This window comes from Nonomuraea sp. NPDC049714, from assembly GCF_044465295.1.
In the GTDB taxonomy this organism is placed as follows: Bacteria; Actinomycetota; Actinomycetes; order Streptosporangiales; family Streptosporangiaceae; genus Nonomuraea.
Genome location: NZ_JBITLM010000018.1, coordinates 195386 through 212294 on the forward strand (window position 1 = coordinate 195386; position 16909 = coordinate 212294).

Here is a 16909-nt window from a genome sequence, read left to right on the forward strand (position 1 = left end):
ATGGCCGGCGCAGGCGGTGACGGACCGTCAGCAGGAGGGTCGGCGAGAGGCGGCGGCAGGGGTCATGGGGCGGGGGCACGGAGGTGGGGGATGCGGGGAAGTTCGATCTTGGGTCACCGTAACAGCCACATCCACCTTTGACCAGATATAAGCGGAAGCTCTGACTCTTTCGACGATACTCCTTGACATTTTACCGAAAATGGCGCGTACTTCGATCGAATGTCGATCTCACTACCCCCACCGCATCACCGATCATGACGCGACCGGTCCGGGTCTAGACCCACGGTCGCGCGCGCAAGCAGTGTTCCGAGCACCCGCAAGTCGCCCTCACGCAAGCGTCACCGATTGGGGAACCATGACCGAGGTAGGCAGAGGCATGGCGAAAAGCCTGCTCTCCCGGCGTGTCTTCACCACGTCCGCGACGGCTGCCGCGCTGGCAGCATTGGTCACAGCGAATCAGACCGCGGCGTCGACCCATGCCGGTACGGCCGGCACGACCATGGGCGCGGTCCGCCGCATCACCCTGTACGCCGAGCGGCTGGAGAACGGCCAGCTGGGCTACGGCCTGGAGCCCGGCGAGGCCACGATTCCCGGGCCGCTCATCGAGATGGTCGAGGGCGACACGCTTGAGATCGAGTTGGTCAACAACCTGGACGTGACGGCGAGCTTGCACGCCCACGGGGTGAACTACGACGTGGCCAGCGACGGTACGAGACTGAACGACAGCGTGGTCGAGCCCGGGGGCCAGCGCACCTACATCTGGCGCACCCACGCCCAGGGCAGGCGCGGGGGCGGCGCCGGCATCGAGCCCGGCAGCGCGGGCTACTGGCACTACCACGATCACGTGGTGGGGACCGCTCACGGCACGATCGGCATCCGGCAGGGGCTGTACGGCCCGCTGGTGGTCCGGCGGAAGAAGGACGTCAGGCCGGACAAGACGTTCACCGTCGTCTTCAACGACATGATGATCAACAATCGCCCCGCGCACGACGCGCCGGAGTTCGTCGCCAAGGTCGGCGAGCGGGTGGAGTGGATCGTGATCACCCACGGCGATTTCTACCACACGTTCCACATCCACGGGCACCGCTGGGCCGACAACCGCACCGGCATGCTGGAGAGCCTCGAGGACCCGAGCCGGATCATCGACACCAAGATCACCGGGCCCGCCGAGTCGTTCGGCTTCCAGCTGATCGCGGGCGAGCGTGTCGGCCCGGGGGCGTGGATGTACCACTGCCACGTCCAGAGCCACTCCGACATGGGGATGGCCGGCATCTTCACGGTGACGGACGCGGACGGGAACGTGCCGGGTCAACCGGGCGGCGGTCACTCGGGCGGTGCCCACTCGGGCCACTGACGGCCCGGCCCCGCCCTCCGAGACCGGATCCGGTCGCCCCATGCCGTACGAGCACGGCCTCACACAGACGTCGACACCCCCGGCTGCAGCCGATCTCCGAACTCATCCGCATATGGTCCGCACCCCCCTCGATCCCAAGGAGCAATGATGGGTCGAACAGGCTCTTTACCGCCCCGACCACCCGCCTGGCGACGCGTACTGATCATGATGTCGAGTGCCGTCCTGATGCTCGGACTGGCGACCCCGACCGCCGTGTCGGCCCAGGCACAGGCCCCCGCCCCGGCCGCCAAGAAGCCGGCCGTCAACGTGCTGGTCTTCAGCGGTCAGGCCGCGCAGCAGGACGACCCGGTGCGGGCGGCCGCGACGGCGATCAGGGAACTGAGCAAGAAGAACGGGTTCTCCGTCGAGGAGGCCCAGGATCCGGCGGTCTTCACCGCCGACAACCTGGCTCGGTTCCGCGGCGTGGTGTTCCTGTCCGCCAAGGGCGTGAGTCTGGACGAATCGCAGCTCGCCGCCTTCCAGGCGTACATCAGGAGCGGCGGCGGGTTCGTCGGCATCCGCGATGCCGCCCGCGCGCAGGTGGACTCGGCCTGGTTCACCGAACTGATCGGCACCCGTCCCGTCGGCGCCCTCCCCATCGCGGAGAAGGTGACAGAGAGCGCGGCGAGCGCGGAGAACCCGCCGAACGAGACCAAGGACAAGGTTTTCGACGGGGACAACGACACCAAGTGGCTGGCCCGGACACCGACCGCGTGGGTGCAGGGCAAACTGGACAAGCCCGTCGCGGTGGCGCACTACGCGCTGACGTCGGCCAACGACTTCGCCGGTCGGGACCCGAAGGACTGGACCCTCCAGGGCTCGCAGAACGGGACGACCTGGACGGATGTCGACAAGCGCAGCGGGGAGACCTTCCCCCAGCGATTCCAGAGCAAGGAATACAAGTTCGAGAACACCACGGCGTACCAGTACTACCGGCTCAACGTCACCGCGAACAGCGGTGAGCCCCTGACCCAGCTCGCCGAGCTGCGGCTGTTCGGGCCCGACTCCGCGCCGCCCCCCGCGGCGAAGGAGCAGAAGGCCGTCGTGGACATCGTCGACCGCCGGCATCCGGCGAACGAGGGACTTCCGCTCACCCTGTCGCGGACCGACAAGTGGCTGAGCTGGAACCCCAATCCGGTGGGCAAGGTCCACACGATCGCGCAGGTCGAGGAGTGGACCTACAACCCGAGCATGAACGGCAACGGCCCGTTCCATCCCATCTCCTGGTGCCGTGACTACGACGGCGGCCGGTCCTTCTACACCGGCATGGGCGGCACCGCGGCGAGCTACAGCGACAAGCAGTTCCGCACGCACCTCGCCGGCGCCATCCGGTGGGCGACCGGCATCGTCCAGGGCGACTGCCAGGCGACCATCGCGGCCAACTACACCACGGAACGGCTGACCGCGCCGAACACGCAGGGCCAGCTCGACCAGATCGGCGAGCCGCACGGCCTGACCATCGCGCCGAACGGCAAGGTGTTCTACATCGGCAAGGCGGCCTGCGCCACCGGCCCGATCCCCGACTGGAACGACCCGAAGGTGGGCCTCGGCTGCGGCACCATCCACCAGTGGGACCCGAGGACCAAGCAGGTCAAGCTGCTGACCACGCTGCCCGTCATGGGCAACCGCGGCAGCAGCAGCGACGAGCTGGTCAAGAACGAGGAGGGCCTGGTCGGCATCACCCTCGACCCGGACTTCGCGGAGAACGGCTGGATCTATGCGTACTGGATGCCGCACGCGTCGATCGACCGGAACAGGCGCATCGGCAAGCGGACGGTCTCCCGGTTCGACTACGACTCGCGGACCCAGACGATCGACCAGAGCAGCCGCAAGGACCTCCTGCAGTGGGACACCCAGATCCACAGCTGCTGCCACGCTGGCGGCGGCATGACCTTCGACGAGGACGGCAACCTCTACATCGGCACCGGTGACAGCAACTCCTCCGGCGGTTCCGGCGGTTACTCAGGGAACAACTGGACCCAGGACTACAAGGGCACCTCGTTCCAGGACGCCCGCCGCACCTCCGGCAACACCAACGACCTCAACGGCAAGATCCTCCGCATCCACCCGGAGCCCGACGGCACCTACACGATCCCCAAGGGCAACCTGTTCACCGGCGAGGAAGAGGGCGGCGGCAAGACCCGCGCGGAGATCTGGGTGATGGGCGTCCGCAACATCGCGCGGCTGGAGTGGGACAAGAAGAACGACTGGATCACGGCCGGCTGGGTCGGTCCGGACGCCGGCGGCCCCAGCGAGACGTGGGGACCGGCGAAGTACGAGACCGTGACGGTTCTCACCTCCGCCGGCAACCAGGGCTGGCCGTACTGCATGGGCGACAAGCAGCCCTACCGCGACCGCAGCAACGGCGACGCCACCCAGCCCGCCGAGTGGTACGACTGCGACAACCTGAAGAACACCTCGCCGCGCAACACCGGCCTCGTCGACATCCCGCCGGCGCGCGACAACATGATCTGGTACTCGCCGCAGGGCGGCGGCCCGGTCTACCCGAAGCGGCAGGACGGCAGCGGTCTCCCGACGTACAAGCAGGGCGAGGAGACCTTCACCATGCCCTACCTCAAGGGCGGCGGCCAGGCGGTCATGTCGGGCCCGACCTACCACCGCTCCCAGACCGACACCGCCAGCGGGGTCGCGTGGCCGGAGTACTGGGACAACAAGTGGTTCATCGGTGACGAGTCCAACGGCAACAACCGCATCGCCGTGACCGTGAACCCGGAGACCGCCCGGGACGCGGGCCGGCCGGCGTTCGCCGAGGACCTGCGGAGCATCATCCCGGGCGGCGGCGGCGCCAACCAGCTCCAGTCGTGGATGGACGCGAAGTTCGGTCCCGACGGCGCGCTCTACATGCTCGACTACGGCAGCGGCTTCTTCAGCCTGCACGCGAACCAGAAGCTGGTCCGCGTCACCTACAAGGGCGGCCCGGCGACGCCGAACCCGGAGGCCGCCGTGGCGCGTCCCGCCCGGCAGAACGCCGAGCCCAGGACGATGACGTTCTCCAGCGCCAAGGCCGGCGGCGTGGCGTGGGAGTGGGACTTCGGCGACGGCAGCGAGCCGTCGAAGGAGGCCGCCCCGACGCACACCTACGCCGCCTTCGGCACCTACCAGGCGACGCTGAAGGTCACCTACGCCGACGGCGAGCAGGTCACCGGGAAGATCCCGGTCACGGTCGGCTGCGCCGCGCCCGACGCCCGGCCGACGGTGCAGCTGCTCGACGCCTTCACCGGCGTGCGTAACAAGGCGGCCGGCGGCGGCTGCACGATCAACGACCTGATCGACGACGAGCGCGGCTGGAAGAACCGCAACCAGTTCGTCAAGCACCTCAACACCGTCGTGCAGCAGCTCCTCGATGACGGCGTCATCACCGCCCAGGAGGCGGAGGCGCTGCGCACCGCCGGCGCCACGTCGGAGGTCGGGAGGGTGAACGGGTACCAGCCCATCTTCGACGGCACGGCGTCGTCGCTGCTGGGCTGGAGCCAGGCCCCGTCCGGGCAGTTCGCCCTCCAGCCGGACGGCACGATCCGCAGCTCCGGCGGTCTGGGCATGCTGTGGTACTCCGACAAGGCGTACGCGGACTTCTCGGTCCGGCTGCAGTTCCGTGACAGCTCGCCCGACCCGCATCGCGCCAACAGCGGCGTCTTCGTCCGGTTCCCCGACCCGAGGACCCCGCTGGAGCAGCGCCCCGCCGGAAGCTGCGGCACGGTCGGCGCAGCGCGCACGTCACCCGCGTGGGTCGCGATCTTCTGTGGCCACGAGATCCAGATCTACGACGGCGACACGGGCGAGCCGCAGAAGACGGGCTCCGTCTACAACTTCTCGCCCAACGGCCTGAACCGGGCCGGGGTGACCCCGAAGGGCCGGTGGAACGACTACGAGGTCCGGGTGGTCGGCCAGCACTACACGATCATCCGCAACGGCACGGTGATCCACGAGTTCGACAACACGCCGGGCAAGGCGTCGTCGCGCGCCGGTGACCCGCCCACGGACCTGCGCCAGTTCATCAGCGGGTTCGTCGGGTTGCAGAACCACGGCGGCAACGACGTGATCGACTTTCGCAACATCCGCGTGCGCGAACTCTAGGACGGTACGCCGGCCGGGTGCCGGGCCGGGGAGCGTTCCCCGTGCCCGGCACTCCACCCCAGCTCGGAAAGGTGCAGACACATGCATGTCGGATCTCTCCCCTCCCTCGTGATCAGAGCCTTACGGCGGGCGTCCGGAGCGGTGACGGCGCCGCGCCTCGCCATGGCGCTGCTCGCCGTGGCGCTTCCCGCGCTCTTCCTGTCGTCGGTCCAGGCCACCGCGCAGCCCCGTACGCAGCTCACCGCCACGCAGGCGGCGGACCAGGTGCTCACCTGGACCGCCGACAACAGCATGACCGCGTACAAGTCGGCGCCGGAATCGGCGACGGCGGGTCCCGCCACCATCGTCTTCGAGAACAGCGCGGCCACCGGCAACACCAGCGGCATGACGCACACGCTGACGTTCGACACCTCCACCCCCGGCTACAACCACGACGTCAGCCTCAACATCATCGCCAGCCCCTTCGACGCCGACGGCGGCCGGCACATCGCCCAGGTGAACCTCACCCCCGGCAAATACCGCTATTCCTGCGCGATCCCCGGGCACCCCGAGATGACCGGCGAACTCGTCGTCACCGAAGGCGAGGGCGAGGACACGACCGCACCGCAGGTCTCCGCGCAGGTGGCGGGCGACCAGGACGCGAACGGCAACTACGTGGGCGCGGCGACGGTCACGATCACGGCGAGCGACACCGAGTCCGGGGTGGACACCGTCGAGTACTCGCTCGACGGCGGGGAGTTCGCGGCCTACTCGGCCCCGGTGTCGGTCAACCGGCCCGGCGCGCACACGGTGACCTTCCGGGCCACCGACAAGGCAGGCAACACCTCGCCCGTGGACTCGGTGGAGTTCACGGTGGCGGCTCCGCAGGAGGAGGACACCACCCCGCCCGAGGTCACCGGGACGGTGACCGGTGACCAGGACGAGGACGGCAACTACGTGGGCGCGGCGACGGTCACGGTCACCGCGAGCGACGCCGGCTCCGGGGTGGACACCGTGGAGTACTCGCTCGACGGCCAGCCGTTCGCGGCATACACGCAGCCGCTGTCGGTCGACCAGCCCGGCGCGCACACGGTGACCTTCCGGGCCACCGACAAGGCAGGCAACACCTCGCCCGTGGACTCGGTGGAGTTCACGGTGGCGGACTCGCAGGGGAAGGACAAGACCCCTCCGCAGGTCTCGGCGCAGCTGTCGGGCCAGCAGGACTCGGCGGGCAACTACGTCGGCTCGGCGACCGTCATGATCTCGGTGAGCGACACCGAGTCGGGGGTCGACACGGTGGAGTACTCACTCGACGGCGGGCCCTACACCGAGTACCCGTCCCCCGTGTCGGTCAACCAGGCGGGCGCGCACACCCTGTCGTACCGGGCCACCGACAAGGCCGGGAACACCTCGCCGGTGGCGACGCTGAGGTTCACCGTGGTGGCTCCGGAGGACGACACCACGCTGCCGCAGGTGTCGGCCGCGGTCACCGGCACCCAGGACTGGGCCTGGAACTACGTCGGCTCGGCGACGGTGAAGCTGACGGCGAGCGACGTCGGCTCCGGTCTGGACACCGTGGAGTACTCGCTCGACGGCCAGCCGTTCGCGGCGTACACGCAGCCGCTGTCGGTCAACCAGCCCGGCGCGCACGCCCTGTCGTACCGGGCCACCGACAAGGCCGGCAACATGTCGGTGGGCACGGCCAAGTTCATGATCGTGGAAGCCGGCGGCGAGTAGCACCCGCCGCCGGCAGGGGTGACGGCCACCCCGAGAGCAGAGTTCGTCAGCCGGTGAGCGGCCTCCGTTCCAGGACGGGGGCCGCTCACCCGTCAGGCCGCCCGGGTTCTCGCATGTCAGAGGTCACTTGGCCAGATGCCGACTGATCACCAGGCGCTGGATCTGGTTCGTGCCTTCGAAGATCTGCATGATCTCCGATGCGCGATCCAGCCACCTGTGAAAATAGCTCGATCATGGGGATGAACAGCGGTTACGCTTACGGGCGTCTCGCGTCACTTCTCACTGCCTTCGGTACTCCGACGGAACAGCGACGGAACAGAGCAGCAGCTTGGAAGCGCCCGTGGCGATGCCCAGGAAGGGCTCACGGCTCATCAGCGTCGACGGCACCGCCTTCCGCCGGCGCACCGGCGCAAGCCCACCTACTGCGAGGGCAACGGCTGGAGTCCCCTCGCCGTCACCTAGGACGAACAAGTCGTCCTGCTGGACGAACCGCCCCCGTACCAGACCCCCTCGCATGTTCGGATGCGTTCCATCAGGAGCCTTATGATTCCCGAATGCCCCTAAGATCAGCTTGGCCCCTCCTGCTGCTCCTCGGCCTTCTTGCTGGCTGTGGATCGGCCGAGATCGCCCTGGATGAAAGCGCGGAACTGAAGCCGGTATCTCCGTCGGCAGAGTCGATCCAGGGACGCTGGTGGACCTGGGCAGCCTCGGAAAGCGCGGACACGAACCCTGTAATGGACACGACCGGGGAGTTCTGCCATCGAAGCCAACCGGAGGATGTGTGGTTCCTCGCCGGAACTTTCGACGGCATCGTGCAGCGGACATGCAAGCTTCCCGCAAAGCGATCAGTGGTTTTTCCCTTGGTGAACCAAGTCGACTCCGAAGCCTCATGCAAAGAGTTCATGGCCACAGCGAAAGGCAAGGCCACACTCGATGGAAAGCCGGTTACCTCTGAACGCATGGAAGAGGAAGACGTTGCAGTAACCGGTGTAGCCGGTAACCCCCTGACCTACGAGGAAGGAACCGCCGCGTACTACGCTTGCGGCATCTGGGTACGCCTCCAATCGCTACAGCCAGGCCGCCATAAGCTCACGATTCGCGGATCTTCAGACGGCTTCCGCATAGGCGTTGACTACACGCTGATCGTCGGGGCCGAGCAGCAAGAATAAGTGCAGTCCCAGGCAAACGGCAGCGAATCCCTGGCTGCCTGCCGACAGTCAGGACCGGTCCCATGCCCTTGATGCTGCTGCGGGGCGACCGTCCGCTTTTCAGGCGGAGCAATCACCCTGCTCGGCTGAGCAAAACCATGGTCAGGAACGAGTGGATGGCAGCGGAGGTACGTCCCCGTGCGGGGACGTTGCTGTCAGCGCTGCTGTCACTCCGTCGTTCCATGAGCCACGCATGAAGCCAAGGACCTTCCTGGGCTCGTTAGTCCGGATCGATAACCCACACATCGATCGTTGCCCCTGGAACCTCGCCCGCCCCTGGAAGACGCTTGACAGCCTCGATGCGATCGACTCTGTCATCGGCGGGTTGAGGGGTCCCCCGCCATGCCCGTGTGCCGAAGATGCCCTCCATTGCATCGAGCGTGGGCTTGATGAGGTTATCCAGATCCCAGACCTCGTTCGCGTTGCGGGCTGTGGCAAGCCGGAACTCCAAAAGAACGGCGAAACGCGCGGCCTGAGGCTCCACTCGCTCGCAACGACGGCCAACCGAACAGCATCTTTCCAAGGCTTCTCATGCGCTGTGGCGAAGGTAGCGGGCCGACCGGTCACCTGAATCGTCACAACATGGCGGTCCGTCATGCGCTCCAGGATCGCACGCCGCCTGCGCGCGGCCGAGATGACTCGAACCACCTTCTTATCCGTAGGGAAGGCAGACACCCTGTCGGCGGCGTCCCGCCCTGGTCAAGCAGTGGATGCTGATCGATAGCACGCGGTCGCGTATGGCGGTGTCGCTGTATGGCGCTGCTGTACAGCAGCCACGCCAACCTGTACTAGAGCCGCACCCTCTGCCCTCGTGTGAGTGGGGGCCGAGCCAGATCAAGACGAGCGGACGCAGCTCTACGAAGACGCGACCCACCGTCCTCGGAGGACTATAGCCATGCTAGTAACTCGCCATGCGTAGCCCATCCACTACCGCGGGATCTCCCGGCCACGAACGTCACCGCGGGATCGAAGCGCGACGACAGCAGCGCTGTCAAGACAGAAAACGCTCACCCTTGCAAATCCAACTTCGGTGCCAAGAAATGCTCTCGGCGGAATGACGAGGCGGCCGCCATAGGTGACCGTTCCAGGACAGAAATCCTCGAGCCTTCCGGGGGCGGCCACAATCACGCTGATCGGACTGATCAAGCCCATGGCCAGGGTGTGTGAACGGTCGTGTTTGTGTTTAGCGTGCCGAGATGCTGATGTTTCCGCGCCTGCGTTCTGGCACAGCGAAAAACACGATTTTAGTCCGGTGAATAAGAATCATCACTTAGCGCCAGATTATGGCGAAGCACTATCTGTCCAGCCTTTTCATGATCCAAAGACCGCAACTTGATCCAGCTTCTATCTTTCGAGACTACCTTGAGCTGCATGCCGCACTCAATATCCAACAAAAGAGATTGAATTCGCGATTCAGACGGACCATTGGGCCATTCGACCTGCAGATTGATACCCTCCTCAAGATGGCCGTTCCAAACATCAACCCAGCGCGGAATCGGGTTGCCAGAAGTCCGGAAGATGTTCAAACGTCTCAGAATTCCACTGCACAACCATGAACTTTTTGATCGATCTTCCGAAAAAAGCTCATGCGCCGGCCGCTCGATATCTGCCCATGCCTTTGGAGATGAGTGCCATATGTGATAAGCAGTATCTAGAGTCCGCCGCAGATTCTTCAACAGCTCCCTCCAGTCATGCCGCTGCATTGAATCATCAATGACCCTAATCTGCGCTACCCCTTGTTCGCCGGGGCGATACAACAGAAGCCGGTTCCCTCTGTCGCTGATGATCGCTCGGAGGCCTGGCACACCCATCACATTGTCATCATCAGGCCCTTCGGAATACGGTAGGAGAGATGGAATCAATGCTGCAAGTTGTGGGCGTTGCACGTCAAGTGTGATCGACTCCGACCTGGGATGGACTCGGGAAATGAGCATAAGGTTTCCCAGCTTTTCTGCCTCGTCCGCAGAGTTATCGTCGTCCTCCAAGATATAAGCAGCCGTATTCAATGCGAGGAGAATATCTGTCTCCAGCAATGCTTGCTGACTTAACGCATGCGGAATTAAGGAGGGCTGCGCGCCTATAACGCGGAGGGCTTGTAACGCTGCACTATATTGCTCTCCAGTGTACTCTGCCCGCTTGGTAGCAGCACGAGTTAAATCTCTATTCATTCCCAACCCTGATGCCAGCGCAGCGGTTGAGAATGTCGTCGCTCCATCTATGGAGGAGTTCGATTAGCGCTCTACCATCGTCGATCCTGCTCTTAAAAAGCGGCAGTGCTACTAACGCGGGAGCAACCAAAATCACGACCAACACGAGTGGCACATGCGCTGCCACTACAAAGAGAACTCGGCCCCACGCTGAATTAAGGATGGCCGGAATGGTGACTTGTTGTGGCGACAGGGGCTGAGAAGCCATGACACTCCGATCAAGACTACCCGGCCTTAGTCGTAATCGATGAGCGAACACGAGCTTCCCGCAGAACTGAAATCGGTATTTGCCCGCCCGCCAGAAGATTGACCGGGTTATCTGGCGCAGACTGCCGACCGATGACGCCACTTAGACACTACCACATCGCCGCCGCCAGGATAGCTCTATTGCCCTTATTCCCCCTACGCCATCAACTCAGCACATAGCGGCGGCGCAGCCGGCTCCAACTGGTGGATATGGGTCGGCGTGGAGCGCCTGACCGCCCCGGTCATCACCCAAGGTGGTTAACTCCGAAGCCGATTGACGGCGCCGGTGGGGAGGTCGTGCTGAAGGTTTGCGGCGTAGGCGTGGCGATGCTGTCGGGCATGAGCTGGGCCCGCCTGCGCACAACACCCCCACGCATCTGCTGATCTATTGGACGGGGTGAGCGAACGACTCCTCACCCGGATGGAAGGCTGACGCCTTTACACTTCTCCAATGAGAAGCCTCCGCACCGGTATCCGGTCTTCATGAAAAGGCGGAAAAAGGGCGGGCAAAAACCAATACAACTCATCGCCCTTGGCAGCGCCGTGGCGACCGTGGCGGGTGGCGTCGCGACCAACCGCGTGGAGGGACCCTGGTGGGCCCAGGCACTGTGGTTCGCCGGCGCCGCGGTGGCGCTGGGGCTGGCGGGGTGGCTCGCCCGGTTGGCGGCTCAGCCGAGCACGGAGGAAAGTCGACAGGAGCCAGGCATGCACGAAACTCCCGGGACACCGGATACCAACCACGAGAGGCTGCGGAATCTCCTGAGCATTCACGAACGGAATGTGCGCATTCTGGAAGCACAGGTCGCCAAGTACGCCGGAGACGCTCCTGTCCACCTGCAAACCCAACTCGAGGACGAGCTCAAGCGCCTGGAGGCGGTGCGCGAGCGCCTCCGTAGCCAGCCGCAATGACGACCGCCTACCGAATCGGCTCGTCCTTGTTCCACGTCGGCTACGGCGACCTTGCCGAGTCGGTCGCCGAGGTACTGGTGAGTTCCGACGACAACTACCTGACCATGGGCGGCGGTGTCTCCCTGGCCCTCTTCGTCAAGGCCGGTGAGGAATTGCGTCTGCATGCCAGAAAGCTGCTGCCGCTATCGCTGGGCGACGTCGGCGTGACGACGGCGGGGAAGCTACCCGCCAAGTACGTCTTTCATGCCGTCACCATCGACCTGGATCGAAATCTCATGCCCGACACGACGTGCATCAGGCAGCTCGTAAACCGGTCGCTGGACCTGGCGGAGAACCTTCGAGTGCGCAGCATCGCGCTCCCGGCGCTCGGCACCGGCACCGGTCTGTTTCCGTTGTATCAGGGAGCCCAGATCCTCGTCCAGACGATCTGCGACCGGTTGGCGCGCGGGTCGTCGCTGGAGGAGGTGCGGCTGAGTCTGCTACCGGGACGCGAGCTGCGGGAAAGCGACCTGGCCATCTTCTACCAGCGGGCGGCTGCGTTAGCGGCCGTGGACGGACAGACCCGCAGGCTCTCGGGAGCCGTACAGACGCTAGAGCGGTTTTCACAGGACGAGGCGCTGGAACGACTACGACCCGCCCTCCAGGACTTGCTCCAGGAGATCAGGGAGGTCGCCGCAGCGCTGCGGCAGCGGCCACGGACCGTGGAGGACGTCGACCGATTGCAGAAGGGCACCTTGGCAGGGGATGTGGGTCGGCGGGCTGTCGAGCTGGCAGAGGACGTGCTGGTAGAGCCTCGCTGGCGTGACAGCCAGGTGGGGCGTAACGCGCTGCAGACTCGGCTGGAGGGGCTCAACACGTTGCTGAACGTCCATTACGGCTCGCTTAACAAGCTAGAAATCGAGAAGGCCCGCTATGGGGGTTTGGGAGTACCGGTCATCCTGGATAACCAAATCGCGGACGTAACGGCGGAAATCGCTCGGGTGGAGGATCTCATGCGGGCGACGCGCCGAAAGATCAATCAGCTCGGCTCCTGACGCCGTGGACAAGACGACGCAGCCAGGTCAAAAGACCGTCCGCTTTTCAGGCGGAGCAATCACCCTGCTCGGATGAGCGAGACTGTGGTCAGGAGCATGTGGACGTGGGCGCGGGTGCGTTGGCGTACGAGGACGTTGCTGTCAGTGTTGCTGTCACCTCAGCCATGGTCACCCAGTGGCAAGGCCCGACGCAGGAGGGCCTTGCCGGCGATCGCCCCAGCCGTGAGACGGGCACCGAAGTCCGCGATCGTCCCGGCCTCAGCCAACCGACACCTGGTTAGGAGAGCGGTGATCGTATGAATGGCCTACGTGGTGTGACCTGCGCGAACCGCTTTGCACAGGCCGCACCATCCGCGAAACCATAATCAAGGTCCACACGAAGCATCCAGTAGAACTTTTCACCACCTGCCCGAGCATTCCTGAATCTTCAGACCAGTCTCTGGCTACCATTCGGTTAAGACGTCGATCTAACTACAGCTGCAGCTTTTGCAGAAGCATCTCCTGGCTGCGCCTGCTTCGCACGTCGTCCTTGCGTAGGCTTCGCCCTTCGGCAAGGGGAGATTTGAACGCGTCGACGGCGAGTTCGGCGGCGGTAACGATGGCTGATTCGATCCGCTCCGACAAGGGCTTCTCTGTAACGCGAAAATTTAGCTTCTTAGACTTTTTGAGTTTTTTGCCTTTAGTCTCAACATCGGCTTCCTCAAACATTGCAGAAAATTCAGGGTTTATCAATACTGAAACGGCCATCGCAATGTGGTACTTCGCGGCCTTCAGCGTAGCGAACTCAGCCGTTCGCGCGAAATACCTGTCGATTCGGTAGATGATCCACGCGGCGTAGTAGTAGGCCTCGACAGGATAGTCGCCCCAGACGAAAGAGTCCTCGGCTTCGAGATCCTTCGGCGACCCGATCGCGCGCGATGACTCCCCAAATAGGGTCGCAGCAACAGCACGGTTGAGTTCTGGTGTGGTGACGACGCGCGTGCGTGCGAATTCAATTGTCGCACCCCGGCTCTGTCGTTCATAGCGAAGGCCATCCTTTCCTGACTGCGCAAAGTACTCTTCGACATCCTTTGCGATTTGCGTATTACCTTGGATGTCGGTCGAGCTGATGGGAGTCTGGAGGTTAGTCGCGATCGCGACGCTCCTTCGGACGTCAGGATCATGGGAACTGACAATCTTCACCGGAATCCACAAGTCAGCCATGAGGTGCGGCGCGTTTCGGGCCTCGTCGGATTCAGACCATCGGATCAACTGATGGCTGGTCTGGCCACCATTCACGATCTGGTAGCCGGAGATGAAGAATCGGTCTCCGAGGCCACGCAGATTTGTTGCGATTACTGTGAGGCCATTGTTTAGGAACGGAAAATGCTCGCGCTCGCTCGACTGGAGGGTTTTCAGAATCCGACGATTCACCTTATTTTGAGGACCGAGATCTAGGCGCACATTGTCATCAAAGATACCGGGCCGAATCTCGCCGGACTCGTCCTTGAGGAGCTTCATCAGCTCGGTCCCTGAGATCAGCCCGATGTACGCCTCGCTTACTCGCTCCGTAGCAGGGATCGTCTGACGCTTCTCGAAGTTGAACGGAACTTTTTGTGGGCCGTAGCGCTCTTTCTGCTTGGCCGCAAGCTTTTCGCGGCCGTGGGTTCGGAGCTTGAGGTCTTCAGCATAAACTCCGATACTACGGATGCGATCAAGAGCCTCGGTGATCTGAAGCTCTCCTTGCACGCCCTTGCCGTCGTTCGAGCTGGTTGTTACGTAGTAAAGCTCGCAAGGAATGCGGCTGTCCTGAAACTTGTCGCCATTTTCGGCGATCCTGTCGATCAGGTTCGCCATATCGACCAGCCGCGGAGGTAGTGCGATACACTGCGGATTCATCGCATATTTAGTGACAGCCTCGACGCCGTGAAGGAATTTCGCAACGAGCTTCGAGTCGTACGATTCACTCGTTTTAACCTGAATGAATATTACTTTGGCAGAGTTTGCACTTTGATCCGAAATCAGCTCATCGACATCCTCGGGCTCGAACACAATTTGCCCGTTCACAATTACTGCACCGATATCGACGCCTTCGTCTTGGCCGCCACCGAGATGGAACGCTCGATCGATTCCACATCGTCTCGGAGGTACTGGAAGAGATAGTTCGCCGCGACATAGCGTTCGAACAAATCAGAATCAGAGCCTTCAAAGCCAAAATCACGAGCGAACTTTGTAACGCGCTTGCTGGTGAGGGTGTGCACCGGGGCCCTCCTGCTACAGCCATGAAAATCAGGTATCTCGAACCATCTGGAAGCAGTGGTCGCCCCCTGGCAGGACACTACCGTCTCGATTGGGCAGTCTGCTGGGGATTACTGGGCTATGGGTGACGTGTGCCTTGCGCGCGGCCCGGAGTCGCCGTCGGCCGGGACCGGCCGGAGAGCCGCAGCCCGGCCGCCGAGCGAGCGCAGGGCCGCGCGGCGGCGCGCAGCGCCGCCCTTGATGACGTGCAGATAAGTTGCTTTCCGATCTCGGTCTGTGTCTGTCGGGTCTCATGACGTGCGTGACACATCGTGCTCAGGACATGCGTGACACTTCGCTGAGTGCTGGTGGAGTTGAGCGTGGTCGAGCAGCGGTATCAAGCGGTGCTGCAGGTGTTATCCGGGGCGAGTGTCACCGAGGTCGCCCGCCGGTTCGGAGTCTCACGTCAGGCGGTGCATCGATGGCTGGGCCGATACCGCGATCAGGGCCTGGCAGGGCTGTCGGACCGTTCATCCCGCCCGCGCACCTCGCCGAGGCGGACACCGGCCGAGGTGGAGGCGCTGATCTGCGAGCTGCGGCGTAACCACCCCCGCTGGGGCGCCCGCCGGCTGGTGTGGGAGCTGACCCGCCGCAGTTGCCCCGGACCGGTGCCGTCCCGGGCGACGGTGCACCGGGTGCTGGTGCGCCACGGCCTGGTGCAGCTCACCCCCAGAGGTCGTCGGCGTGAGGACTACACGCGCTGGCAACGCTCCGAACCGATGCAGTTGTGGCAGATGGACATCGTCGGCGGGATCATGCTGGCCGACGGCACCGAGTGCAAGGTCGTCACCGGGGTTGACGACCACTCCCGTTACTGCGTCGCCGCGACCGTGGTGGCGCGCCCCACCGGCCGGGCTGTGTGCCTGGCCCTGGCCACGGCGCTGAACCGGTACGGAACCCCTGATGAGCTACTCACTGACAATGGCAAGCAGTTCACCGCCCGGTTCGGTCGCGGCGGGGAGGTGCTGTTCGACCGGATCTGCCGCGAGAACGGCATCACGCATCGGCTGACCCGCCCGCACTCACCCACCACCACCGGCAAGGTGGAGCGCTTCCATCAGACGCTTCGGCGGGAACTGCTGGATGACCATGGCCCGTTCACCAGCATCGAGCATGCCCAGCAGGTCCTGGACGCCTTCGTCGACGACTACAACACCAACCGGCCCCACCAATCTCTGGACATGGACCGCCCCGCCGACCGGTTCCAACCCCGCCACGATGACCACTTGCCGCTGCGGCTGCCATCGGGCCTGCACACCCTGCCCGACTCGCAAGCGGAACCTGAGCCTGAACTTCAGCCTGAGCCAGTGGTGATGCCGCGAGTGCAGGCCGAAGCAGCAGAGCCGGTGATGCCGGCTGAGGGGAACGATCCGGTCGACCTGGCCGTGGAGTTCACCCGGGTCGTTCCCGCCTCAGGCAACCTGGCCGTCTGCGGACAGCAGTTCTGGCTCGGCACTCACCGGGCCGGAGCCACGATCACCCTGCGGGCTGATGCCGGCACCGTCGAGTTGCTGGCCGGCGGGGTCAGGATCAAGAAAGTCCCGTCCCGGCTCACGCCTCGGCACCTGTGGCAGCTGATCGCAGATGGCGGCACCTCCATCCGGCCTGCGGCCAAGCCGGCTCGCCCTGGGACTGGTGACGTGATCGAGGTTGACCGGACCATCAACGCCAGCGGCCTGGTCGCGCTCGGCGGCCGGCAGTACTCGGTCGGCTACCAGTTCGCCGGACGCCGACTGACAGTGATGATGGAGGTGAGCGCTTCCCGCCAGGGTTTGACCCACCGACTGACTGACCTCGAGGTCCTCAACGGGATCTGTCGGCCCT

General features: G+C 64.3%; 10 protein-coding genes. 7 read left to right on the forward strand and 3 right to left on the reverse strand.

The features are described from left to right. Positions 1–376: 376 nt before the first annotated feature. The 4 genes from ACIBQX_RS46115 to ACIBQX_RS46130 all read left to right on the forward strand — a co-directional run bounded on the left by ACIBQX_RS46115 (position 377) and on the right by ACIBQX_RS46130 (position 8373). A complete protein-coding gene (locus ACIBQX_RS46115; RefSeq protein ID WP_397016329.1) occupies positions 377–1354 on the forward strand; it encodes a multicopper oxidase domain-containing protein in 978 nt (325 codons plus the stop codon). 204 nt (positions 1355–1558) lie between these two features. Next, entirely contained in the window at positions 1559–5488 is a 3930-nt protein-coding gene (locus ACIBQX_RS46120; RefSeq protein ID WP_397016331.1) for a ThuA domain-containing protein, read from the forward strand. Between the two features lie 81 nt (positions 5489–5569). Continuing rightward, positions 5570–7204 carry an OmpL47-type beta-barrel domain-containing protein gene (locus ACIBQX_RS46125; protein WP_397016333.1) on the forward strand — a complete coding sequence of 545 codons (1635 nt, stop codon included), beginning with the start codon at positions 5570–5572 and terminating at the stop codon, positions 7202–7204. Between the two features lie 554 nt (positions 7205–7758). Next, positions 7759–8373, forward strand: a complete 615-nt coding sequence (locus ACIBQX_RS46130; protein ID WP_397016335.1) for a signal protein — start codon at positions 7759–7761, stop codon at positions 8371–8373. A gap of 1283 nt (positions 8374–9656) precedes the next feature. Here the strand turns inward: ACIBQX_RS46130 and ACIBQX_RS46135 are convergent. Then, entirely contained in the window at positions 9657–10580 is a 924-nt protein-coding gene (locus tag ACIBQX_RS46135; protein ID WP_397016337.1) for a hypothetical protein, read from the reverse strand. A gap of 768 nt (positions 10581–11348) precedes the next feature. Here ACIBQX_RS46135 and ACIBQX_RS46140 point away from each other — a divergent pair. Both ACIBQX_RS46140 and ACIBQX_RS46145 read left to right on the forward strand, forming a co-directional pair. After that, on the forward strand, positions 11349–11774 hold the full coding sequence (locus ACIBQX_RS46140; protein WP_397016339.1) for a hypothetical protein: 426 nt from the start codon (positions 11349–11351) through the stop codon (positions 11772–11774). Continuing rightward, positions 11771–12808 carry a macro domain-containing protein gene (locus tag ACIBQX_RS46145; protein ID WP_397016341.1) on the forward strand — a complete coding sequence of 346 codons (1038 nt, stop codon included), beginning with the start codon at positions 11771–11773 and terminating at the stop codon, positions 12806–12808. The genes ACIBQX_RS46140 and ACIBQX_RS46145 overlap by 4 nt, the downstream gene beginning before the upstream one ends. 471 nt (positions 12809–13279) lie before the next feature. Here the strand turns inward: ACIBQX_RS46145 and ACIBQX_RS46150 are convergent, their stop codons facing one another. Together ACIBQX_RS46150 and ACIBQX_RS46155 are read right to left on the reverse strand one after the other, a co-directional pair. After that, positions 13280–14839 (reverse strand): AIPR family protein, encoded by a 1560-nt coding sequence (locus tag ACIBQX_RS46150; protein WP_397016343.1) that lies wholly within the window; start codon positions 14837–14839, stop codon positions 13280–13282. A gap of 17 nt (positions 14840–14856) precedes the next feature. After that, on the reverse strand, positions 14857–15048 hold the full coding sequence (locus ACIBQX_RS46155; RefSeq protein ID WP_397016345.1) for a hypothetical protein: 192 nt from the start codon (positions 15046–15048) through the stop codon (positions 14857–14859). Positions 15049–15405: 357 nt separating this feature from the next. On the opposite strand from ACIBQX_RS46155, the gene ACIBQX_RS46160 reads away from it, so the two are divergent. Then, the coding region (locus tag ACIBQX_RS46160; protein ID WP_397016347.1) for an IS481 family transposase at positions 15406–16909 on the forward strand (1504 nt) is incomplete at its 3' end.